The organism is Psychrobacter sp. NPDC078631, from assembly GCF_050268165.1.
Lineage (GTDB): Bacteria > Pseudomonadota > Gammaproteobacteria > Pseudomonadales > Moraxellaceae > Psychrobacter.
Genome location: NZ_JBNNGG010000001.1, coordinates 1,187,622 through 1,212,998 on the forward strand (window position 1 = coordinate 1,187,622; position 25,377 = coordinate 1,212,998).

The window sequence follows — 25,377 nt, forward strand, 5'->3', positions numbered from 1 at the left end:
TTCTACGGTTACGGTTACTTGTCCATTATCCGCCAGGTCAAAGCCATTAATGGTGGCATCACCATCACCTATTGTGACGGTTGGGGCATCAGGCGCAATGGTGTCACGGATAGCACTAGCTGACACAGCAGTAGATGAGGCTCCTTCAGCATCTTTGATGCTTGCAGTTGCTTCAAAAGGTAGACCTTCTAATGGAGCATCAAAGTTAAATATCACAGTACGTTTACCGTTACTATCAACGATAATATTATCACCATCTAACACCTCACCAACGCCATTGACAATTACTGTATAGCCAGCTTCTGCACTGTCTGGCAATTCAACAGTGACAATAATCTGATTATTAGCTATCTCATTATCAGTTATGAATGGGCTGCCATCGCCTATATCCACGCTAACTGGAGCATCAGGAGCATCAATAGTATTTCGAGTAGCCGTAGTGGTTACAGAAGAAGACTCATTACCAGCTGCATCTTTGATAATTGCCGTTACGTCAAGCGCTTCACCTTCTGCTGGTGCGTTGATTTTAACAGTTATGTTTTTATTCTCGATATCATCATTAGTCAATTCCTGCTTGATACCATTAACAGTAACAGTGTCGCCTACAACGGCATTGTCTGGCAGTACAATTGTCACGCTGACTTTATCGTTAACAATCTCATCAACAGTGATGGATTCATCGCCATTGCCGATAGCAGTATTCTTTGGAGCATCAGGGGCAACCGTGTCTACCGTGAAGTTAACTGCTTCACTTGTAGCACTGCTATTACCAGCAGCATCGGTCACGATAACAGTCACACTATAATTACCATCAGCAGTTATGCCTGTTGCTGTATCATTTGGAATGGTGACCTCAGCAACACCGTTGCCACCATCTACATCTAAATCATCTGCGGTCACAACATAGTCAACGGTGATCGCCTCACCAATTGCAGGTGTGACGGTTAAGGTGACGGTGTCACCGACAACAGTACCAGTTGGTAAGGTCACTTGGGTTTGAACACCTGATCCAGCCATAGACGCTATGCCAAATTCTTCAGCATTCACAAAACCATCTTCTGCTTCGTCAATGACAATCACTGCGGCCACTGGATCGGCATCTTCTTGTTCACCAGGAGCCACGGTATCAATAATACCAACTGTTTCCGACAGCTCGTCTGACTCATTACCAGCTGCATCTGTGATACTTGCCGTTACGTCAAGCGCTTCACCTTCTGCTGGTGCGTTGATTTTAACAGTTACGTTTTTATTCTCGATGTCATCATTAGTCAATTTTTGCTTGATACCATTAACAGTAATAATGTCTCCAACAGATGCATTATCAGGTAAACCGATAATTACATCTACTTTGCCATTGTCATCGATCTCAGCAGCATTAATAAAGGCATCGTCATTACCAACATAAATATCAGTTGGTGCATCAGGCGCGGTGGTGTCTACCGGTGCGCTATCGTTATCATCACCGCTCCCGCCCCCTCCCCCTAAAGCCGCTGCCGCCACACCAACACCTGCTAGACCCAACAACCATGGTAAAGCTGCAAAACCTTCAGCTTCTGTGGCACCAACCCACCAAGGGCTTATTTGTGAATCTCCGCCTAATGATTGACTTTGTGCCTCACCTATTTGTAGTTCAGTAATATAGTCTGTCACTTCGCCTGTATCAGGAAGATAGTAGTAATAGCTACCATCCTCAGCGATACCTATTAATGCACTATCTGCATTATCATAAAACCCCTCAATAATGAGGTCTGGACCCTGTCCATCATTTTCAAAAGAAATATGAAGGTTTTTATCTACTCTTTTAGTAACAACACTATTTGGTGCACGATTAACGGTTGTATCAAGCAGCTCGTAATTAGTTCTATTAACAGATTTAATCACTGTAGGCGTTTCATTTTTTAAGACCACTGTATGCTCAGCAACTGTCTCAACTTTATTATTAACTTTCACAATTATAGTATCCATAAAACCATCCTTGATTGACTAATTTTGACCAAACATAAACACAGCTGTTCGATAAAATATTAATATTTCATAAGGCGATAATGAAAAACACTTCTAAATCATTTTTTTCAAAGAACTTTGGTTAACTGCACTTGTAAAAATTTATTTATATATAAAGCTAACTATTCTCTATCTTTTACTAAAACTTAAATGAAATCCTGACTAAATAGACAGCTTTCTCAAAATCTTCTACAAACCTCTCATTAAAAAAACTTTACTATATATCTTATTGTTTAAAATAATTTAACAAACCATTTGAATTCAAAAAAACGAATATAGAAACAAAATATTCTCTAAGTTATAACAGCACTATAAAAGAAGTACCAACCTTCCTTAATAACGCATTCTATCAACAAAAATCTAATTAACAAACAGTTTATAGAACTTTTGTTAATTATTGTTAGACTCTGTAAATATTCATTTTTAGTCAGAAATTACTTGTACACCTTTCATATTAAGATTCGGATATGTTTTTCACTATTACTTTTATAATAATACGCTAGGTTTATAGGTCAACATAGTTTCTTTATTAGATTGTAAACAATATTCTATTATACAAATGTAATCTTATTTTTACAGAGTACATAATTCTTGAATCAACTTGTATAGGTACGTTTCAATAGTTAAGATCATAGATAACGAATGAGACTAATGAAGGAATAAAATTATAATAAATATTTTTTGTAAACTAAGATTCTTTAATAAATAGATAGCAAGGAAATAAATAATATTCATTCTCATTGCTTATAAAAATAAATATAATTTTTGATGGTAAAAAGACAAGATTAGCCAAAAGCGCTGTTTAAAAGCACTCTATTTAATTACTTAGGCTAATTTTCTAGAAGAAGCTATTTGGAAGGTTAGAATTTTTCGAAGACAGATAGGAAAAGATGATACTTGGTATCTTTTTTTTATGAAGTTCACACAAAAACGAGTATTACTTATAATATATTAATTTTATGAAGTGATAATTTGGTACGTCATTATTAAAGATTAAAAGTACCAAATTATTTTTATATTTTGTCTATACAATTAATAAGCATTATTTAAATTTCTTCAATGTCTAAACCAATGACATGATTAAGATGGCCAGTTTTTAAGTATATGGTTGCGCCCTTTACCCCTGCTTTTATTTGTACGCTTGTATCTATCGGTAGGCGTATCCAACTATCCTGCTGATATACCTGTCCACCCTCTATTAGCTCACCTGCTACAACTAATATTTCTGCACCGCCATGAACTGTCTCAGTGAATAGCAACTCGCCTGCATCGATACGCTGTAGACTAACGTGCTCTACCCCATCGGAAAAAAGCGGGCAGATAGCACGGTTGCCTTGTTGCTGCCAATTAGCACCTTTATAAGTGTCGATAGCCACGTGCTGAGTTTCGTCAGACGACATTTGCCGTAACTTGACGAAAATAACAGCACCTTCGTCACTATAAGGCCGATGACCTGAAGACGGTGGATTACGCAGATACCAACCTGCTGGATAATGAGTGTCATCTGCAGAAAAAGTACCTGATAGTACTAAAATCTCTTCGCCGCCTGGATGCAGATGATGCGGAAAGTAAGAGTTTGGCGCGTAACGTACAAGACTGGTAGCACGAGCCTTCTCTGCGCCTACACGATCAAGCATGACACGCTCCACACCATTTTGTGGTGACTTAATCCATTGATGTGCTTCAGAGGTCAGTGAAGCACGTTGTGAAAAATCTGCATTAATTAACATAAAGTATTCCAAAGGTATTAAATGATTAAGGCGTACCCACAATATAAAACCGAGGACACGCCCTAGACGATAAACACAAATATATGACGTTATTACCGCACTAGAATGACCGGTGATAACGTGCTAGCGATAATTTCTGTCGTTGTACTTCCGAGAAACAGTTGCTGCCATTTTGAATGTCCGTACGCACCCACCACCATAATGTCGACATTGTTCTCTACCTGAAACTTTAACAATCCATCTACCGCATCAGAAGCAGATAAGTGATGTGCCTCAACGACAAACCCAGCATCTTCTAACTGTGCGGCGGCCGCGCTCATACTTTGCTTGGCGGCGTCGTTATGATTGCCCACCATCACGATGTGACCTTTTAAACCTTTTAACAGTGGACTTTTTGACACCATTCGTGCCGCTTTAATAGAAGTTTTGCTACCATCAAAGGCAATCATATACGAGCTTGGCTCTTCAAATTTTTCTGAGCAAATCAATATAGGAATATCTGACCCACGAGCGACCGTCTCGATTTGACTACCAATATTAATCCGACTGTTCTTATGATCTTCTCCGCGTCGTCCCATCACAATCGCACGATTTTCTTCTTTAAAATGCTCAATACTAGGAAGCAATTTGCCGTGGCGTTGATAAACGCGAACATTGACATCAGCGAAACTGCTTTGAATGTGGCTTTTTGCATCTTGTACCAACGCATTACTATAGCTGTTGACGACTTTTGCTCTTTGCTCATCCAATTGGGACAACTCTTCTAATAAAAACTGACGGCTATTTATGCCTATAGCACCTGATAAATCCCGTCTGGTCGATGCTGGTATGTCACTGACATGCAATAATCCAACAGGTACGTTGAGTTTACTGGCATACCATGCTGCATAGTCACAAACCGATTCAGTCACTGCCGAGCCGTCAATACAGGCCAAAATGTGCTGTGATGTTGTCATAATCTGTCCTTAAATTTAATTATTTAATCCTATACAGCTTGTTAGTTCTGACCAAGCTATGCTCTTTGGCTTATGTTCTCTGACTTATAATCTTTAGCTTATGCTCTCTGGCTTATGTACTCTGACTGGGGTATGTTTCATTTACTTCATAATAGTTATCTTTCAAAAATTATCTTATCAAGTAAATTTACCCCTTCATTTGATAATAACCAATTTAAACGGCTTCATCCAGCGATGTGTGCGACCCTTTTGCAATAATTGCAATTTGTTACTGACAGCATCGTGCATGGCTCACCGCAGACTGATATCTAGCTATATATAAAGTCTTATCATTGTCTGACCACATGCGCTAGCAAAGTTTGCTACAATGTATTTTTTAGCATTTATGATTTCGGTAACGTTATTTAGGTGATTGGATTATGGCAAAAAATGCCCTACAGGCTCAATTATTAAAGGCTGGCTTGGTTGATAGCAAAAAGGCCAAGAAGATCAGCAAACAAACGCAACATGCCAAGCGTACTGGTGACTCAGAAAGCGTCGAAGCAAAAAAAGCGTTAGCAGAGGCGCAAGCTCAAAAGCTAGAAAAGGATCAAAAGCTTAATCAAGAAAAACAGCGCGTATTGGAAGAAAAAGCATTAAAGGCTAATATCGTCCAAATGATTAAGCAGCATCAGATTACTGAGACAGAAGGTGAGGTCAGCTATCAGTTTGTCGATGAGTCCAAAGTAAAGAAAATCGCTATCACTCAGAAACTGTACGATCAAATCGTGGCTGGTCACGTAGTCATCGCACGCTTGGAAGAAGGCTACGCGCTATTGCCTCGTCCATTGGCGGATCGTATCGATTCAAAAATGGAAGGCTTTATGGTTGTGTCCAACGACACTGCCGAAGAAGCATTGGCAGAAGATGATCCGTATGCCGCTTATGTGATTCCAGATGATTTGATGTGGTAAGGCATTATTCTACTGCTGTTGGCTTTACTATAGTGTTATAAGCATCCCCTCAAAAGCCCTTTATAGGATTTACGTTCTATAAAGGGCTTTTTGCGTTTATACGAGTTAGGCAAATCTTTAGAGCGCAAGATAAACGTTAAATGTGTCGATAGACTCAATCAAACGTACATAAATCGGACTTCTTTAACCTAACATTGCTGGTTTGGTTAAAGAAAGTAACCCAACCCTATAATTGCCAGAATATGGATATAATCAACTTGAACAGTTATTCAATAACTACTACAATGCGTTTTTAGTACATTTTGTGGTAATACTTTGTTTATTTTTGAGTAATCGCTCAATATTGTTCATATTTTACCTGTGTTTGTTACCTGATAGTTCGGTGCCATCGTGCCCGTTTTGTTTGCTTAATTTGTTCCAATTCACTTTTACTTTTTCTCAAAAAGAGATCATTCATGCCAAAACATTTACCGCTCTCACTATTGTTTCTTCGCCTTGGTGTTTTCATCGTATTCTTCTTTTGGACACTCGACAAATTTGTAAATCCTGAGCATGCTGCTAATGTGTTTGCTAAATTCTACGCTTTAGAAAACTTGGGCATCACTATTGTTTACCTGATTGGTAGCTTACAAATTATTCTTATCTTCTCGTTTGTCATGGGTTTATTCAAAAAGTGGACGTACGGCATCATTTTATTACTACATGCCGCCTCTACTTTTGCATCTTTTGGTCTTTACCTAACGCCTTTTGATAACTTGTTGTTCTTTGCTGCATGGCCGATGCTGGCAGCCTGTTTGGCGCTATTCTTAATGAGAGACTATGACACCCTAACACTGGGTAAAAATACGTCTCCAGTATAAATATCGGCGGCAATGCTTATTGCTTAAGTAGTATAAATGACAGACAACAAGACATAATTTATATACTATTAAGACTGCCGACTTAAATTTTTTATCGTAGTTAAGCGATTCAGACAATTCGATTTGATTGCCACGTTACTCAACTATAGTCACTTAAATATAGTCACTTAAGTATAGTTATTCAGACGATGAGTATTCTACAGTTTGTAGTAATAACTACGATTTTAGCCTTTGCTCCCTTATTTGGCCGGATTCTCCATGATTAAAAGAATATTTTTAATACTATTAATATTGATATTAGCGGCAAGCTTTTTTTATTTTGACCTAAATCAATTATTGACGCTTGATGGCTTAAAAGGGTCGATGGCGCAATTTAATGAATACAAAGCGCAGTCACCGCTATTGATTATCGGTGGGTTTTTCTTACTATATGTCGTCGTTACTGCCCTCTCCTTACCTGGCGCTGCGATTTTGACGCTAGCCGCTGGTGCTTTATTTGGTTTGGTCCAAGGCTTGCTCGTTGCGTCATTTGCATCAAGTATTGGTGCTACCATTGCCTTCTTGGCATCGCGATATTTACTGCGTGACACCATCAAACAGCGCTTTCCTGAGCGGTTGTCGGCTATCGATGCAGGCGTCGAAAAAGAAGGTGGATTTTATTTATTTACCTTACGTCTGGTACCTATATTTCCCTTCTTTTTGATTAACCTATTGATGGGTGTGACGTCTATTAAAACATGGACTTACTACTGGGTCAGTCAAATCGGTATGCTGGCTGGAACGTTTGTCTTCGTCAATGCAGGGACACAGCTGGCACAAATAGACAGCTTATCGGGTATTTTATCTTTCAACTTAATTGTCTCGTTTGCGTTATTAGGTTTCTTCCCATTAATAGCAAAAGGAGTGTTGAACATGTTTAAAAAACGCCGTGTTTATAAAAACCACACCAAACCTAAAAAGTTCGATCGCAATATGATTGTGATTGGCGCAGGCGCTGGTGGCTTGGTCACAAGCTACATTGCCGCAGCGGTAAAAGCAAAAGTCACACTGATTGAGGCAGGTGAGATGGGCGGTGATTGTCTCAATTATGGCTGTGTACCTAGTAAGGCCATCATCAAAAGCGCAAAAATCGCTGATCAGATTCGTCATGGGGAAAAATACGGTCTAGAGAACACCGTACCGCAGTTTTCGTTCAAAAAAGTGATGGCACGCGTACAGCAAGTAGTGGCTGATATCGCACCGCACGATAGCGTTGAACGTTATACCAATCTGGGCGTCGATGTGGTCAAAGGCTATGCCAAATTAGTTGACCCGTGGACAGTAGAAATCCAGCTAAATGACGGCGGCATGCAGACCCTAACGGCGCGAACCATCGTTATCGCCACGGGCGCCCGTCCATTTGTACCGCCTCTGCCAGGTATAGAAGAAACAGGCTACGTAACCAGTGACACGCTATGGACGAAGTTTGCTGAGCTAGAAGAAGCCCCTAAGAAGCTAGTAGTACTGGGCGGTGGTCCAATCGGTAGCGAGCTTGCCCAAAGCTTTGCTCGACTGGGTTCTAATGTGACGCAAATCGAGATGAGCGATCGCATTATGGGTAAAGAAGACCTTGAAGTGTCTACCTTTGCTCACCAGTCGCTTACTGATAGCGGTGTTAATATTTTGACCTCGCATCAAGCGATGCGCTGCGAGATGCGTGATGGTAAAAAATACATTATCGTCAAACACAATGAAACAGAAATCGATATCGAGTATGATGAGCTACTTTGTGCCGTTGGTCGTAGCGCACGCCTTGAAGGTTATGGTTTAGAGGCGCTAGGTATCGAAACCAATCGTACTATCGTGACCAATGAATATCTCGAGACGTTATATCCCAATATCTTTGCTGCAGGCGATATTGTCGGTCCATACCAGTTTACTCATGTCGCTGCCCATCAGGGTTGGTACGCTGCAGTCAATGGCTTATTTGGCAATCTGAAGAAGTTTAAAGTAGATTATCGCGTCATTCCTTGGGTTACGTTTATCGACCCCGAAGTCGCTCGTGTCGGTATCAACGAGCAAGAGGCCATTGATAAAGGCATCGATTACGAGATTACTCGTTTTGAGTTTGAAGAGCTGGATCGCGCCATTACAGATAGCGCGGCTAAAGGCTTTATCAAAGTCATCACACCAAAAGGTAAAGACAAAATACTGGGCGTTACGGTGGTGTCTGAACATGCAGGCGACCTAATCGCTGAGTTTGTACTGGCCATGAAACATGGTCTGGGTCTCAATAAGATTTTGGGCACCATTCATAGCTACCCTACTTGGGCAGAAGGCAACAAATACGCCGCTGGTGAGTGGAAACGTGCTCATGCGCCTGAGACCGTATTAAGCTGGTTAGAGAAATACCATACTTGGCGTCGCGGTTAGTTAATGACGGTTAGTTAATAGCAGCGAATTAAGAGCAGTTTGCTGATTAATGTCATTAAATGACGCGACTGGTAGGAAAGTTCTAAAAGACTCCAATAAAGCTGGTTTAGATTTTGTGATATCTGTTTGGTTTGACATGGCAGACTATGAAATCTTTACCAGCTTTACTAACATTTAAATCATAACGGAAACTTGAATGCGCGTTATTACCGCTTTACCGATGCTCAAACGTCTTACGCGATATAGCACCTACGCTATGGTGATGAGCATTTGTATTGGTATATCAGCAAGCACAGCATCGCCAACTACTGCCAATATTAACCAAGACTTGTCACCTTGGCAGCAGATAGAAGCCCAAGGCAGCAACCAAGATGTTTACTTTTATGCATGGGGCGGTGATCCGCAAATTAACGCCTATCTACAATGGGTCGCCGATCAAGTCGATGATAAATATAATATCAACTTAGTCCATGTCAAATTGAGCGATACCAGCGAAGCAGTCAGTCGTGTACTGGCAGAAAAATCTGCTCATAATGACGATCAAGGCAGTGTGGATCTCATCTGGATTAATGGTGCTAACTTTGCCACCATGAGTGAGAGCTCATTACTACTCAAGCAATGGGCAAACAAGCTGCCCAATTTTGCGTTGACTGATCCGGACAATAATCCAACCGTAAACTTTGACTTTGGTGTGCCGACCAACGGTATGGAAGCACCATGGGGACAAGCCTCTCTGACGTTTTATTATGACAGCTTATCGACCAGTAAACCGCCAACAACGCTAACTGAACTGACCACTTGGACAGCACAAAACCCTGGCCGCTTTAGCTACCCAAAGCCACCTGATTTTTTGGGTATGAGTTTCTTAAAATACGTCTTAGTCATGCTGCATGAGCAACAAGACGCTCAAACGGGTAAAAACACTAGCGCACAGCTCAACTTGCCTGCCACTGAAGAAAACACCGCGCTCGTATTAGATCCGCTGTGGGCGTTTTTAGATGGCTTTCATCCAACCTTATGGCGTAATGGCGAGCAGTTCGTGCAGACAGGTGCGCAGATGCGGCGCTTGGTCGATGATACTGAGCTGAGTCTCGCGTTTACCTTTTCGGCACCAGAAGTTCCTGCGGCCGTGCAGCGTTATGACTTACCCCAGAGCATTCGCAGCTATGCGATGAGTGACGGCAGCTTAAGCAATACTCATTTTGTTGCCATTCCTTATAATGCTAGCCATCCTCAGGCGGCACAATTAGTAGCCAACTTTTTGATGAGTCCAGAAGCCCAAGCAAAAAAACAAACCCCCTCGGTATGGGGTGATAAAAGCGTACTGGTCCAATCTACGCTTAGCCCTGCACAACAAGCATTATTCAAAACCAAGCAGCCCCATCCAAGCGCCCTGCCCTTTGACAGTGTCAAACGCACGGTAAGTGAGCCGCATCCAAGTTGGGTAGAGGCCATCCAGCAAGGCTGGCAAGCACGTTATGGGGTGAGTCCATGAGCCAAGGTTTTGACAAAATAACGAAAAAAGGTGATAGCCCTAGACCTATTACGCTTGAGAAAAAAGATCTGTTTACGCGTATCGTGTCTTTTAGCCCCAAACTCTTAATTCTTATATTAATATTACCGGTACTCTGTGGCCTCATCTGTGTACTGTTGCCTGCTCTGAGCTGGCTTCCTGCCCTTGAAAAAACGACTCTGAATCTGCAAGGGTTCATAGACCTATGGCAAACGCCTGGTATCACGCAGATGGCTGCATTAAGTCTTGCTACAGGACTTATCAGCACCCTGCTTGCTTTTGTCATTGCCCTGATGATATTGGCCGCGTTTTTTAATAGTGTTTGGTTGCAGCGTATTGAGCACTTACTAAGCCCTATCTTGGTCATTCCTCATGCAGCCGCAGCCATTGCCGTTGGGTTTTTGATTGCGCCGTCAGGTATGTTTGCACGGCTCATCTCCCCGTGGCTAACTGGTTGGGAGATGGCACCCGATGGTATGTTTCCACATGATCCATACGGTATCAGCATCATCTTGGGTTTAACCTTAAAGGAGCTGCCGTTTTTATTATTAATGGCACTGGGCGCGCTTGCTCAGCCTGAGCTTGGTAAAAAACTGCGTCAACAATATACCGTTGCGCTCAATTTAGGTTATTACCCAATTACTGCTTTTTTTAAGGCGGTCTTGCCCCTGTTATATCCTTTTCTACGTTTGCCGATTTTAGCAGTGCTTGCCTATGCTAGTGCGAGTGTCGAGATGCCATTGATATTAGGTCCTAACACACCGCCAACGCTTGCTGTCTCTATCATACAATGGTTTAACGATGTTGACCTGACATTGCGTATCAAAGCATCAGCAGGTGCATTATTACAACTTGTACTGACAGCAGGTTTAGTCGCCTTTTGGCTGGGTGGCGAAAAAACGATCAAAACAGTATTTAATGTTTCGTCAGTTAATGGCAAACGTCATTATGCAGATGCTATTTGGCAAAAAGTCACCGCTATACTTACCGTAGGCGTGATTGGTTTTATGCTACTGTCACTTGCTGGTCTTGTGTTATGGGCATTTGCAGGATTTTGGCGGTTTCCAGCGATGCTACCAGAGCAATTCGTGCTATTACACTTTCAAAGTGCTTTTACCCAAATGAGCACACCATTGGTCAATACGCTTAGCATTGGGGCCGTTAGTACTGCCTTTGCTGTTTTTCTGACTTTGCTATGCTTGGAAGCTGAGCAATTGAGTGCTAAACCACTGTCGCACTTCACCAGCTTTATTATTTACTTACCGCTCTTGGTACCAAGTATCGCGTTTCTATTCGGCTTAGTATGGTTACAGCAGTTGGCCAATCATCAATCAGAATTTTTTAATGTGACATTCGCCCATCTTTTATTCGTGCTGCCGTACGTGTTTTTATCACTGGCCAGTAGTTATCGACGCTTAGACTCACGTTTTGCTCATGTGGCCGCAAGCCTTGGCGCTGCCCCTATTAAGGTATTCTTTCAGATAAAACTGCCGCAGCTATTTGCCCCTATTTTGATTGCCATTGCTCTCGGTCTAGCGATCAGCTTTGGTCAGTACTTACCAACTCTATTGGCGGGCGGTGGACGTATTGCTACTATTACGACAGAAGCGGTGACATTGGCGAATGGTGCCAGTAGGCGTACCAGTGCTGTCTACGCAATTATGCAAATGGCGCTACCACTCATCGGTTTTGTATTGGCTTGGATGCTACCCAAATACTTTTTTAGAAGTGGCGCACGGTAGCAGGTTTACCATGACATGAATAAGAACAGTTGTGAAAGGCATCAGCTATCGAAAACAGCCGTTATGAAAAAACTATCCACTAAAAACACTAAAATCATTAGTCATGAAAAACGTAAATAAAGGGTTCCTGATGCCATCATCTCTACAGATAAAAGACTTACAACTGTTTCGTCAAAATGAGCAGTTATTGAGTATCAATGAGCACATCGCTGGTGGCGATATCCTAACCGTGATGGGCCCTTCTGGTAGTGGCAAGTCTAGCTTACTAAGCTGGCTAACAGGCACTTTGGCGAGCGATTTTACCGCGACGGGTACTGTCTGGTTAAATGATGAAAACGTGACTCACCTGCCTGCGCATTTGCGCCGTATTGGTGTGCTGTATCAAGATGCACTGCTGTTTTCGCATCTGTCAGTCGCGGGTAACATTGCTTTTGCCATGCCAAAAGGAAACAAAAAACAGCGAGTTGAAAAAATAGCGCAGTCTTTAGCGCAAGTGGGCTTAGAAGGGATGGGAGATCGTCATCCTGATAACTTATCAGGTGGTCAACAAGCACGTGTTGCCCTACTACGCACGCTGCTGAGTGAACCCAAAGCGATACTACTTGATGAGCCGTTTAGCAAACTTGATACTCAGTTGAGAATGGATACGAGGCAATTGGTATTCGATCAGATTCGTACTCATAAGTTGCCTGCTATTATGGTCACGCACGACCAAAGCGATGCCGAAGCAGCCAATGGTAAAGTTATTTATGTAGGACGATAATTTTGGACATCAGAGTCAAACACTCAACCAAAATGACAAAGAAAGCAAAATATAGAAGGCAGCTCGCATGTTAGACAAGTTTATTACGCCCGTGATCAAGCCACTGCTAACTCCAATAGTAGCGACATTGCATAAGCTCGGTATTACGGCTGATCAGCTTACGGTAGCTGGATTCTTGGTTGGTATGTTGGCATTACCACTACTCGCGTTTGAGCTATGGTATGGCGCACTGGCAGTGATTATATTGAATCGTATTTTTGATGGGCTGGATGGCGCAATGGCACGCTATGCCCAGCAAAGCTCAAGCGCAGGCGGTTATTTAGATATCACCCTCGATTTTTTGTTTTATGCTGCTGTGCCACTTGGGTTCATTTTGGCTAACCCTGCACAAAACGCTATTGCAGGCGCGTTGTTATTAGCAGCATTTATTGGGACAGGTTCGAGCTTTTTGGCGTTTGCGATTTCTGCGGAAAAGTTTCAATTAGACAAGCCGCAGTTTAAATATAAGAGCTTTTATTATCTCAACGGCCTCACCGAGGGCACCGAGACTATTGCTCTGTTTATTGCCCTCTGTGTTTGGCCGCAGCAGTTTGTGCTACTTGCTGGTATCTTTGCTACTGCCTGCGCTGTTACTATTTTCACTCGTATACATGGTGGGTATCATACCCTCAAGCAGCTCGAATCTACCAAGTAAGCGTCTGAGATATACGTCATATTGAATAACCGACCTTGACACTACTAAGCATTTACGGAATCGTCGAGTCGCAGTGCCTCTATAGATAAGGCCATATCTTCAGCAAGGGCGTGTACCGTCGAGCTCTCTATGTCACGCTGTGCAAAGGCACGCAGTCCCATGACTTCTGCCTGTAAGCGGCGACCAAGTCTAACTGGATCAAGCTCACTATCTATCTCACCGACATTCTGCGCTTCTCTAAAGCATCCTATAAATCGCGTCTCCATACCTGCCAGCAGCATTTCTACCTTGGTTAACGCTGTTTGCTCACGCGCACCCAGCTCTAGTAAGCTTTTGACCAGCATACAGGCTCGGCTCGGTAATGCTTTGTCACGAATCCCGCCAAGCTGACGTATATAAGCGGCAAGGCCTAATAAAGGCGTTTCATGATGGCTCAATACTCGCTCAAGCTCGGTCAAACCTAGACGTGCATAGTATTCTAGCGCTTCTTGAAACAGGCCCTCTTTATTACCGAAAGCGGCATAGATACTACCTGGGCGCATATCGAGCGCTTGCTCAATATCTTTTAGAGAAGTAGCATGAAAGCCCTTTTGCCAAAAAAGCTGTAGCGCGCGCTCCAAGGCATCCTGACGATTATAAAGTGCGGTGCGTGACATAATGTGCCCCATTTAAAAAGCCGTGACCTCATATAAAAATGGGCACGGCTATAAAACTTGAATGATTGCTCAATTTTATCCTGAATGGGTGCGACAGTAAAGTTAATATAAGAAACGGTCTGGTAAACAAACGTAATGCTAGGGCGCGACTTAGCTATCAACAACCTTAATGATAGCTAGGTGCAAATCTTTATAACGGCTAGCGAGAAACGTGAAAATCTGGTTAATGAGTCAGCAATACATGCTTACTCTTTTGATAGGCGGATAGACCGTCACTACCCAGCTCACGGCCAATACCGCTGTGTTTGAACCCACCCCATCCAGCCTCTGGCAATACAATCTGTTGCTCGTTAATCCAGATATGCCCGGCTTTGATTTGTAGCGCTATCTCAAGTGCGGCAGTCTCATTGGCGCTCACGATGGTTGCTGCTAGAGCAAACTTGCTATCATTAGCTAGGCGAATAGCCTCTGCGTCGTCAGTAAAGGTTGCACAGACTAATACAGGGCCAAACACTTCCTCCATCCATAATTGGCTGGTCGTTGGCACATCCGTATAGATAGTAGGCATCGCAAAATAGCCAGATGCTTCTAATAGCTCACCGCCGGTTAAGCAATTTAGATTTTCAGCTGTCGCAATATCAAAGAATTTCTTAACTTGATTCAGCTGCTGCTCGCTCACCAATGGACCCATTTGCGTCTCTGTCGCAAAACCATCACCAATTTGCAAACTTTCCGTTTTTACTTTTAATGTGTCAAACAGTTGCTCAGCGATATCTTGATGGACAACCAAACGCGACGTGGCCGAGCATATCTGACCTGCATTGGTAAATATACCGCCAATGATTAAATCACAAGCATAATCAATATCAGCATCTGCGCATACCACAATAGCAGACTTACCGCCAAGCTCTAGGCTAATGTCTTTGATGCCTTTCGCTGCTTGAACCATGACCTTTTCGCCGACGACATTGCTGCCAGTAAAAGACACTTTGTCAATCAGCGGATGACTGGTCATAGCAGTGCCCACTTCAGCAGCACCCGGTAAAATATTAACCACCCCTTTTGGCAAACCTATCTCAGATAGGATATTACCTAGCATAAGCTCCGGTAATAGTGTCACCTCAGACGGTTTTAATAGCACCGTACAGCCTGCCGCTAGCGCAGGTGCCAGCTTCCAAGAAGTTGTTACCATTGGGAAGTTCCAAGGGGTAATCAGCGCACAAATACCTACTGGCGAGTATGTCTTTAACAAGCGTATGCCTGACTCAAGCGTTGAGACCTTAGACCACGTTGCCTGCTCTGTGATGAGATTGGCATAGTAGCGATAGCAGGCAATAGCATCACTGACGTCTATCTTTGCTTCCTCAATTGGCTTGCCATTGTTTAATACAGACAGTCCAACCAACTTATCGAATTGCTGCTCCATAGACTCTGCAATCGCATTTAGATAGCGGGCACGCTCGCTTACCGTGGTCTGTGACCAGCTAGCAAACGCTTCATCAGCCGCTGCAACTGCCTGCTCTACATGGGCACTGGTGCATAAGCGCGTCGTTGCAATTACATTGCCTGAATTTGGATCATACAACGCATGGTTACTTCTATTATCAAAGCTTGCATCACCAGAATCGGTCGCGAGCGCTTCAATCGTAACCCAGTCACCATTGATATAAGCGGCATTGAGTACAATTTCGTTTTGAGCCGTTTGTATGGCAGTTTCTCTGGTTAAATCTGTAGTGTTCAGCATTTCCATAATGGTCAATCGCCTTATATTTTTGATCAAATTGTCTTTATGTACGTAACGTCCGTAATGTGATTGGCTAAATGGTCGGTTTAACTGCCTACAGAAAAACTGACCATTTGTATATTTTTGCATATTATTGTTAGGCTAGATGCCTTGTGAATACTATACTAGACACGTCACTAATACAGTAGATGCGCCACAGACGTAATTACTACCAAGCTGATAAGCGTACGAAGGATAAAGATTAAAAATAGCTCTAACACATTTAGCTTAATATTTGACTTCAAAATCAGCGCACCGACTTCAGACATGTAGATAATCTGAGTAATTGAAGCAGCACCAACGATGAATCGTGTCATCTCACTTTCAATGCTTTTACCGACTAGCGCTGGCAAGTACATATCCGCAAAGCCCATGATCATGGCAGGTGCCGCTTTTGCCGCCTCTGGAATTTGTAACCATTCAAGTAGTGGTACAAGTGGTGTCGCAAGCCAATTAAAGACTGGCGTATATTCTGCTAAGCCAAGACCGATGGTACCAATCGCAAAGATAACCGGAATCAATCCAAAGTAGATATCAAACAGATTGTGTACGCTGCGTTTGAACACTTTACCTAAGCTAGGCATAGAATGCGCGCGAGTAACCGCACGATTGACCGCCCATTGGTACGTTGTATATTCAGCAGGAATGCCTTCATCCAGCATGCTTTTGCCAGAATGATACGTATCAGGCTTAAGTGACAATGGTGGTATACGCGGCATAATAATCGCAGCGATGAAACCGGTTAGCGCAATAGTTAGATAAAAGAAGACGAAGTTATTGTCTACGCCGATGGTTTTGGCAACCACATAGGTAAAGGCGATAGAAGTGACGGAAAATGTGGTCGCAATAATGGCGGCTTCACGCTGACTGTAGAAGCTTTTGTCATACTCTTGCATAGTGACTAGCAAGCCGATAGACGCTGCACCAAACCAAGAAGACATTGCATCGACAGCAGAACGACCAGGTAGTTTAAAAAGCTTGATAAATACTTTACTGGCTAAGGTACCTAAAAACTCCATCAAGCCAAAATCAGTCAAAAATGGCAGTGATAAAATGGCGAAGAAAAACAACGGAATCAGAATAGGAATCAAATCTTCGAAAATGACGCCGCCCGTATTACGATTGATAATAAACTCGGGGCCGACTTGTAGGAAAATCATCCAAACAAACAACATACCTAAAAAACGCGTGGACAGCCAAAACCAATCAACATCAAAAAGCTTTTTTACCAGTGAATCTTCATGCAAATTAGGCTTTAACGCTTTGACTGCCAGTGCACCAAGAGCGGAGATAGTCACTATCGCCATCGCGATATAGGCCACAAATCCACCTAACACGGTTTGTAGCGTATCGGTCAACACACCTAATAAAATTGTGACCTTACCATCCCACTCAAACGGTATGATAAAAAGTGCAATACCCAGTGCTGAAAACAATAGGAACTTCCACATTGCTGCACGCCACTGGCCTGCTTTTGGTGTTTCTGGATCAACCGTATTATTCCCTAAAATCGGCTGCTGTGACTTATCCATATAACTCGTCATTTAATTTCTCCTTAATGGGCGATGATTGCCAGTTTTTCCATTTCTCTGTCTGACCAATACCTGGGTTAAGCGAATTGGTTGGATCCAGTTTTTTATAAAAATAATGTAGCTCAGCTTTAGCAGGGTACACATGCCCCACGTTGTGCTCAGCAGGATACTCAATATGACGCTTATCATAAAATGTCAGCAGGTCATCCTTGAATTGCTTGGCATTGGTCTTAGGTTTCAATAAATAGTCTTGGTGCATGACATGACAGAAAAAATGCCCCAAATAAAACGTTTTACTGACTTGTTCTTGTAAGTATTCAGGTAGAGTCTCGTCCCAATCTACGGCATTTCTAGGTAAAGCAATATCGGTCGATAGCAGCTCGCCAAATTTGTCTTGATTTAAATTATGATAACGAAACATGGCAGCGGTCGCGGCACTGCGAAATACTAACAGTGATTGCGATTCAAGCTCTGTGCATACATGCAGCGCACCTTGATATTGCTGCATATGATTTTGCAAAAAATCCTGCGCAGCAGCGATATTGTTGCCGTCGTTTTTATTGGAATTTTTATTAATACCATTATCAAAGTCGTTATTAAAACCATCTGCGACTTTTATAATCAAATGGTATTTATATGAGAGCGCTTGCGCAGTCAAAGTGGCTGGTAATGACGGCGGCATAAACCTAGATGTTAGTTGCAGTATCCGATCTGGCAGCGTCTTTGGAAGATGCCATTTATCCAGGTAGTAGCCAATCTTTGCTTGCAGTCGATATAACGTCCCTATCTTGCTGGCAGGAAGCTTACGCATACTCAGACAAGTGTCTCGACCATAGTTCATCGTGATGTCGTTATAGTCTTTATGCATATACTCAGCCAACACGGGCAATTTCAACTCGCTTTTTAACCATTGTTGCCTGAGTGTGGTCAAGGTATCAGCGTCGTTGGTCGAGATATAAAACGTTTGCTCGTGCTTAGGCTTGGCAAAGGTCGCTACCCTTACCGCAAATACAATGACCTTGCCAGCTGAGCCAGATGCTTCATACAGGCCGTTAGGATCGTTGTTAAATCTAGCAGGTGTCTCTGCCTCACAATTACGGACTTTGTGTTGATAATGATAGTTAGTGCAGGCGTTACTGTTGCTCGTACTATTTGAGACCTTATTAAACGTACCAGCTTGCAGGTTCTCTAGCATTTCCTCTGGCTGTGTGCCCAAATCCAGTCCTAAGTGATTGATTAACTCAAACGCTCCTGAGGTATTGCGTTTGGCAAACAAAGCCATCTCAGTATAGGCAGGTCCACGCTGCACTAGCATCCCGCCCGAGCTATTGCAGATGCCGCCTATCACTGATGCACCCACACAACTAGAGCCCAATACTGAATGCGGCTCACGCCCTAATGGCGCAAGGATAGACTCTAATTGCTGCAAAGTAGCGGCTGGCAAAGCAATCAGTTCTGCTGCATCATTAAGTAAATGCACACCGCCCAACAACTGCATAGAGATTACGACTAGTGGCCTGTCATAATCTCCATTCGGCGTTGAGCCACCTGTTAGGCCTGTATTGGCCGCTTGAGCAATGATAATCACATCAAAAGTGGCACAGATATTAATGACGCGCCATAGTGCCACAAGAGAGTGCGGTATCACAACTGCGATGGTCGCGTCTGTGATAGCCTTAATTGCACCTTGCACATAAGACCGCTGTTGGCTAGGTTTTGTCAATACATTGGTCGTACCAACGACAGCAGCAAGCTCCGTCAACAAACGCAGCATTTGCTCATGTCTATTTTCTGACATTTCTCTAGCATTGGGCGTCATGAACGTGCTTCCTTGCGTAACTAGCGTTTGTCGTTTTTTAGAACTGTGACTATCAGTCTCGTGATTATCCGTGGCATTAGAGCCAGTATTACTATTAACTAAAATAAGTCACTGTCTCAGCCATTTCTTTTAGAAAGTCGTCTGCTTCATCAATCTCATAAATGATTGGCTGTTTACCCTTAGTGTCTGTCTTTAGTGCGTCTAGCAGTTGCTGCTTATCGGTGATTCTACGATAGCCAGCGCCAAATCCGGCTGCTAGTGGCTCAAAATTTGGCGTTTTGATATTGACACCAATCAGTGGTAAACCGCCCTCTTCCATGTAACGACGAATCTCACCGTAGCCTTGGTTGTTCCATAATAAAACGATTAATGGTAGCTCAAGCTCGGCTGCGCAGATAAGCTCGGCAATCGTAAATTGAATACCACCATCACCCATTAGACTGACGACGGGTAGATTTGAGCCAACCATGGCACCGATAGCGGCAGGCAAACCATAGCCTAGCGTGCCAAAACCCGTCGATGAATTAAACCATTTACGCGTCGCCAAGGCTTCAAGACCAAGGTTGCCGCTATAGACAGGTTGCGTTGAATCACCAACAAAAATGACGTCTTCTACCTCATCTCTAATCAGCTTCAGTAAAGCATTTTGACCCGCAAAGTCTGTCGTTACATCCTTCAAGATGGCCTGCTTTGCCTCATTGACACGTGACAGTGCTTGATGATCGAATGTCTGACCTTCTAAGCGGCTGCATAAACCACTAATCGCCATCTGCGCGTCGGACAGTACCGCAATGTCTGCTATAAACGGACGCTGCAATTGCTGGGCATCACAGTCGATACGTACCAGTGTGCCGTTGATTTTGAACTCACCATTAAAGTACACATCATAGTCAGTCTCGCCAAGCTCAGTACCAATCGCTAACACCCAGTCGGCCTCGGTAATCACGGCTCGACCTGCGTCTAATGACTGGTTGCTACCTAAACTTAATGGATGACCAGGTGGCAGCAAGCCTTTGGCATTAATCGTCAAAAACGTTGGCGCATCTATCAGCTCTGCCAATCGCTGTGCATCGTGATCGACATCGACGCAGCCGCCCCCATAAAGTAGTACGGGATTTTTCGCGGTTTTTAATGACTGTACGATTAGGTCTAATTGCGTAGGATTCGGCAGTGGTCTTGTAACCTGCGATAGGCTCACACTATTTGTACCAGCTTCGCTATTTGCTACAGCAGTTAACTTAGGCGGCTTAGCAACATGGCTAGCATCAGCGGTGATGACATCGATAGGCAGCTGAATATGTACAGGGCCAGGACGTGCACCGTTAAATAAGGCAAAAGCTTCTGCAATGACTTTAGGTAACGATTCAGGTTGCCAAATGGTCTTACTCGTCAATGCTACTTTGCTAATCATGCCTTGCTGATCATGCAATTCATGCAAATGCCCTTCGCCACTACCCGTGTCTTTGACTTTATTGACACTAGATATCACTAGCATCGGTATCGAATCAGCCAGTGCTTGCGCCATCGCCGTCATAATGTTGGTCATACCAGGGCCAGTGATGATGAAACACACGCCAATCTTGCCAGAGGCACGGTAGTAGCCATCTGCCATAAACCCAGCGCCTTGTTCATGGCGCGGTGTCACATGACGGATATTGGTATTTGGAAGGCCGCGATACAGCTCTACCGTGTGTACACCAGGGATACCAAAAACGGTCTCTACACCATAATATTCTAGCCACTGCACCAATAGCTCACCGCAGGTCAATGATGAAGTGTCAGACAAAGAAGAAGGCGTTTGCGTCAATTGGGTCATGGGTCAGTCATCCTGAAAAATATAATTAGTATTAAGTTAAAATTTTTATTTGAAGTTGCTTTTTATTTAGAGTAGTTAGTTATTTTAAATCGCTGTTAATTTTGAATAATAATTAAATGCTATTCATTACAAGTCATGGTGCCGTAACCAATCATCAATCATGATGTTTAAGCGTTTACCTGAAAAGCTAGGGAAATGACCCCCATGAACGACTCGCACCGGCAGTGCATTTAAGCGGCGCATGCTCTTAGCGTAGTCAGACATATTGCTGTGCCACGTATCTTCAATTAATGGGCCATCATAGATAAGGTCACCAGAAATCAGCGTTTCGCTAGCAGCTTCCCACAAGGCGATACCACCTGGTGAATGACCCGGCGTATGAATCACTTCAAATTGACGATTGCCCAAATCAATCACGTCACCGTCTTCAAGCTGCATAATTTTCGCTGGTGCAGCAATTTTATAGCCGCAATGGGCATAAGGTTCAGGCGGTAGCGCGTCAAACATCTCATCGTTAACAAACATATCTGCCAAAGTACGAGCATTGTCTGGTTCAGCTAAGATGTGTGCTTCAGCAGAATGGACATGACAGCAGTCAAACTCATTTGCCGCGCCAATGTGGTCAAAATGGGTGTGACTGGCTACACCAACGATATCGCGATCAGCGAGCAAAGCGACATGGCGGCGCAATGGTACAGCACCTAACCCAAAATCTACTAATAAATCACGTTCGCTACCTCGTACGTGCCACAGATTGCAGCGGAAAAACGGCTTAATCCATGGCTCATCAATAAGTGTGATTCCGTCACTGAGCGTGGTGGTTCGATACCAATTTTCTGGTTTGATTCGAGGTAATGACTGCTCACTCATAAGTCAGCTCCATTAACGACATGAGTATCTTTAAGAACACGCAGGTCCTTAAGATAATTTTGATGCATACGACTCTCATCAATACGGGCAAGATCAATATCTACTATCATCGTGCCAGCGGTCAAACCAAGCCTGCCGATTACCTCGCCATCGGGACCAGCAACGATACTATTACCACAGTAATGAAGAGTGTCTTCTACGCCTGAGCGGTTGATACAAGCAACAAAGCATTGATTGTCCATGGCACGAGCGCGAATTTGGAGTACTTGACGCTCTGCATTTGGCAGCATGTTTGCTGTCGGTGACAGTATGATCTCTGCCCCCGCTTGTGCCAGCTCTCTTGCTACTTCTGGGAACTCATTATCGTAGCAAATCATTAAACCTAACTTGCCAAACCGAGTATCAACCACGCAGGATTTTTTACCTGCTGTAAAGAACTCGTTTTCACGATCCCATAAATGACGCTTATTATAAGTCGCAAGGTGTTGCCCATTGTCATCTAGCAGTATGGCAGAGTTGCTTAACTCACCATTAGACTGTCGCTCAGCGAGACCAAACAATAGATGCAAGTTATATTTCTTAGCAAGTCTCGCTGCCTCAGTGACGATTGGACCATCAATAGTTTGCGCTAAGTGATCAAGATGCTCAAAGATGTTGTAGCCTGTGAATGCAAGCTCTGGCAACGCGATCAGATCTGCTTTTGCCTCTACTGCTAGGCGGCAGAGAGACTCTAAAGCTTCTAGATTAACCGTCGCTTCAGCCAGTAAAGGATTGGTTTGAGCAACCATCAATTTCATAATGATGGCTCCTTTTGAGCTGAAGTGATAGCGCTATTAGGACGAGTAAACAAAGTCGCGCCTAACCAGTACAGTCCACCAGTAATGATAAAGACGGGTAATGAAGCACCGAAAGATGGAGGCGCTATCAAAGTCCAGTATGCGGCGAGCGCTGCACCGATTAGATATGCTGCGATAGCAATCTTTGCAGTAGGACGGCCTAACTGTTTAGTAGAATCAAGCAGCTTTGCGGTATAGCCTTCTTGACCAACAAGATAATAATCGACAATCATGACTGAAAATGCTGGGATAAATAGTGCACCTACGATCAATAAGAAGTTTTGGAACTGGTCTAAAATACCTGGTATCAGCGCCCCAAAGATAGTGACCAAACCAATGATAAGTGCAGGTTTCCAAAAGCTCATGTTAGGAGCGATGTTCATGCAGGATAGTGTTGCGCTATAGACTGCCATTACATTGGTTGTCATGACTGAAAAGAAGATAACTAGAGCAGCTGGCAGACCAAAACCAAAGTCAGCAAGCAGACGAGTCGGGTCGTAAGTCTGTTCCATACCGTTTAAGATAGAAAGTCCTGATATCGTCGCACCCAAACCCATAGCAACGATAGCCGCCATAATGTAGCCAAAGTAAGTACCCCATACGGCAATCTTTGAAGTTTTACAGTTACGGTTGTAATCAGCTGCTGAAGACATCCAAGAAAACGCAGTGGCAATGACAATATCAAACGCGATACCTAACGTAATACCATTACGTGATTCAACTGGCATCTCAAACAGGGTCGATACGTCATAATGTTGATTAAGTTGATAGAGCACGACAACCGTAAGACCTGCCATGGCTAGTGCTGCCCAGCGTTCGACAAGCTCAATACCGAGGTGACCGCGTAGCACAATTAGCACCACGACTGTCTCACACAAGATCACAAATAGTGGTAGGTTGCTATAACCCGTGGTAGCCTCAATAGCGTAATTCAGACTCATGCCAGCGAGCAGCGCCTGAATACAGCTCCACGCAATGAGCACACCCATGTTTACCAGTGAAATCAACTGGCTACCAAGTGGTCCATAAGCTCTACGTGTTAGCGCCATCGATGGCAGACCGGTACGCTGACCCATCAGACCAACCAAAAGCAGTGGAATTGCACCGATTAAAGAACCAATGAGTACGGTCGTGATAGCAGTGGTAAATCGTAGATCTGGTACCAACAACATCCCAGTTAAGATGGTCGTGACTACGATATTGGCACCAAACCACAGCGCAAACGTACCAATTGAACCCAAACTGTGTCCAGCTTCATTTGGAGAAAGCGTATCTTGACCAAAAAATGAAGAAGGTTTACTCATTAGTGTCTTCCTTAACCGAGTTATATTAATACCAGTCATTGCACTGGTGCCGATAAAGCTACTTTATGCTCCACATCTAACCCATAAGAGATTGTTAATAACCCATTCCTTTTATGGTTATCATGTTGAGATATAACGACTAATAAACCGCTTTAACTTTGTCGTCATAGCGTACGCCCGGCAGGATGCATAGCATCTCAAACAATAAGTTCGCCGCCAATACCGAGGTATTACCAAATGGATCATACGGTGGTGATACTTCAACCAAATCCCCGCCGACTACATCTAAGCCACGCATACCGCGAATGATTTCGATGCCTTGAGTAGAGGTCAGGCCACCGATTTCAGCAGTGCCCGTACCTGGGGCAAACGCAGGATCAATACCGTCGATATCAAAGCTCAAGTAAACAGGACCATCGCCTAGCTTTTCGCGTACTTCAGCCATAAGCGGTGTTAGCGACTTATACCAGCACTCTTCAGCAGGTACCACACGGAATCCTTGCTCAGTTGACCAGTCAAACTCTTCTGCGCTATAGCCTGTACCACGTAGACCAATCTGCACCACACGGTTACCATCGATGAGGTTTTCTTCAACAGCGCGGCGGAACGGCGTACCATGAGCGATTTTTTCGCCAAACATATCATCATTGATATCAGCATGAGCATCAATATGCACCATACCGACAGGGCCATGTTTTTTGGCAAGTGCACGCAGAATCGGTAACGCGATAGTATGATCGCCACCTAGTGTTAAAGGAATCGCGCCGTGTTTGACGATTTTATCGGTATAGAATTTTTCGATGATATCAACGCTTTTTAGCAGGTTGAATGTATTGATAGGCACATCGCCGATGTCAGCGACTTGTAATGACTCAAAAGGCGCAGCACGAGTGGCCACATTGTAGGGACGAATCATTCTTGACTCATCACGAATCTGTCTAGGACCCAATCTTGCACCGCTACGGTTGGATGCACCAATATCCAAAGGTACGCCAACAAACGCCACATCTAACCCTTCAGCGTCGGCTTGAGTTGGCAGACGCATCATAGAAGCGAAACCGCCAAATCTTGGCATGTCATTGCCGCTTAATGGTTGATTGAATGTCATAAGTTACTTCCTTGTTCTATTTGGTT

At 43.6% G+C, this 25,377-nt stretch carries 19 protein-coding genes; 7 read left to right on the forward strand and 12 right to left on the reverse strand.

The features are described from left to right. From ACQKCP_RS04700 to ACQKCP_RS04710, 3 genes are all read right to left on the reverse strand, one after another. The coding region (locus ACQKCP_RS04700) for a hypothetical protein (RefSeq protein ID WP_427611474.1) at positions 1-1,965 on the reverse strand (1,965 nt) is incomplete at its 3' end. A 1,085-nt stretch (positions 1,966-3,050) separates the two neighbouring features. Next, the gene (locus ACQKCP_RS04705; protein WP_427611475.1) at positions 3,051-3,734 is read right to left on the reverse strand and encodes a cupin domain-containing protein; all 684 of its coding nucleotides are present in this window, start codon (positions 3,732-3,734) and stop codon (positions 3,051-3,053) included. A 92-nt stretch (positions 3,735-3,826) separates the two neighbouring features. Then, on the reverse strand, positions 3,827-4,690 hold the full coding sequence (locus ACQKCP_RS04710) for a universal stress protein (protein ID WP_057760594.1): 864 nt from the start codon (positions 4,688-4,690) through the stop codon (positions 3,827-3,829). A 419-nt stretch (positions 4,691-5,109) separates the two neighbouring features. Between ACQKCP_RS04710 and ACQKCP_RS04715 the strand changes: the two genes are divergently transcribed. From ACQKCP_RS04715 to ACQKCP_RS04745, 7 genes are all read left to right on the forward strand, one after another. Next, on the forward strand, positions 5,110-5,643 hold the full coding sequence (locus tag ACQKCP_RS04715) for a DUF2058 domain-containing protein (protein ID WP_290176714.1): 534 nt from the start codon (positions 5,110-5,112) through the stop codon (positions 5,641-5,643). A 455-nt stretch (positions 5,644-6,098) separates the two neighbouring features. Continuing rightward, positions 6,099-6,503 (forward strand): hypothetical protein, encoded by a 405-nt coding sequence (locus tag ACQKCP_RS04720; protein WP_102078490.1) that lies wholly within the window; start codon positions 6,099-6,101, stop codon positions 6,501-6,503. Positions 6,504-6,866: 363 nt separating this feature from the next. Continuing rightward, positions 6,867-8,915 carry an FAD-dependent oxidoreductase gene (locus tag ACQKCP_RS04725; protein ID WP_427611476.1) on the forward strand — a complete coding sequence of 683 codons (2,049 nt, stop codon included), beginning with the start codon at positions 6,867-6,869 and terminating at the stop codon, positions 8,913-8,915. 196 nt (positions 8,916-9,111) lie between these two features. Then, entirely contained in the window at positions 9,112-10,410 is a 1,299-nt protein-coding gene (locus ACQKCP_RS04730) for an ABC transporter substrate-binding protein (RefSeq protein WP_427611477.1), read from the forward strand. Continuing rightward, a complete protein-coding gene (locus tag ACQKCP_RS04735) occupies positions 10,407-12,170 on the forward strand; it encodes an ABC transporter permease (RefSeq protein ID WP_427611478.1) in 1,764 nt (587 codons plus the stop codon). Before ACQKCP_RS04730 ends, ACQKCP_RS04735 begins: the two co-directional genes overlap by 4 nt. A 130-nt stretch (positions 12,171-12,300) precedes the next feature. Beyond that, entirely contained in the window at positions 12,301-12,933 is a 633-nt protein-coding gene (locus ACQKCP_RS04740) for an ATP-binding cassette domain-containing protein (RefSeq protein WP_427611479.1), read from the forward strand. A gap of 67 nt (positions 12,934-13,000) precedes the next feature. Further along, entirely contained in the window at positions 13,001-13,627 is a 627-nt protein-coding gene (locus tag ACQKCP_RS04745; protein WP_427611480.1) for a CDP-alcohol phosphatidyltransferase family protein, read from the forward strand. 44 nt (positions 13,628-13,671) lie between these two features. Here ACQKCP_RS04745 and ACQKCP_RS04750 read toward each other — a convergent pair whose 3' ends face one another. The 9 genes from ACQKCP_RS04750 to speB all read right to left on the reverse strand — a co-directional run bounded on the left by ACQKCP_RS04750 (position 13,672) and on the right by speB (position 25,351). Further along, entirely contained in the window at positions 13,672-14,283 is a 612-nt protein-coding gene (locus ACQKCP_RS04750) for a TetR/AcrR family transcriptional regulator (protein WP_427611481.1), read from the reverse strand. A 223-nt stretch (positions 14,284-14,506) separates the two neighbouring features. Next, positions 14,507-16,033: an aldehyde dehydrogenase family protein gene (locus ACQKCP_RS04755; protein WP_427611482.1), complete on the reverse strand. Its 1,527-nt coding sequence runs from the start codon at positions 16,031-16,033 to the stop codon at positions 14,507-14,509. A 170-nt stretch (positions 16,034-16,203) separates the two neighbouring features. Continuing rightward, positions 16,204-17,610, reverse strand: coding sequence for a YjiH family protein (locus tag ACQKCP_RS04760; RefSeq protein WP_057760612.1), 1,407 nt, complete (start codon positions 17,608-17,610; stop codon positions 16,204-16,206). Continuing rightward, positions 17,591-19,417 carry a D-lactate dehydrogenase gene (gene dld, locus ACQKCP_RS04765; protein ID WP_427611483.1) on the reverse strand — a complete coding sequence of 609 codons (1,827 nt, stop codon included), beginning with the start codon at positions 19,415-19,417 and terminating at the stop codon, positions 17,591-17,593. The genes ACQKCP_RS04760 and dld overlap by 20 nt, the downstream gene beginning before the upstream one ends. A 94-nt stretch (positions 19,418-19,511) precedes the next feature. Further along, positions 19,512-21,233 (reverse strand): 5-guanidino-2-oxopentanoate decarboxylase, encoded by a 1,722-nt coding sequence (locus tag ACQKCP_RS04770; protein WP_427611484.1) that lies wholly within the window; start codon positions 21,231-21,233, stop codon positions 19,512-19,514. Between the two features lie 126 nt (positions 21,234-21,359). After that, complete coding sequence (locus ACQKCP_RS04775) at positions 21,360-22,103, reverse strand: MBL fold metallo-hydrolase (RefSeq protein WP_427611485.1); 744 nt, start codon at positions 22,101-22,103, stop codon at positions 21,360-21,362. Then, a complete protein-coding gene (locus ACQKCP_RS04780) occupies positions 22,100-22,900 on the reverse strand; it encodes a carbon-nitrogen hydrolase family protein (RefSeq protein ID WP_427611486.1) in 801 nt (266 codons plus the stop codon). The genes ACQKCP_RS04775 and ACQKCP_RS04780 overlap by 4 nt, the downstream gene beginning before the upstream one ends. Beyond that, complete coding sequence (locus ACQKCP_RS04785; RefSeq protein WP_191113805.1) at positions 22,897-24,243, reverse strand: purine-cytosine permease family protein; 1,347 nt, start codon at positions 24,241-24,243, stop codon at positions 22,897-22,899. Before ACQKCP_RS04785 ends, ACQKCP_RS04780 begins: the two co-directional genes overlap by 4 nt. A 139-nt stretch (positions 24,244-24,382) precedes the next feature. After that, entirely contained in the window at positions 24,383-25,351 is a 969-nt protein-coding gene (gene speB / locus ACQKCP_RS04790) for an agmatinase (RefSeq protein WP_057760617.1), read from the reverse strand. Between the last annotated feature and the right edge of the window lie 26 nt (positions 25,352-25,377).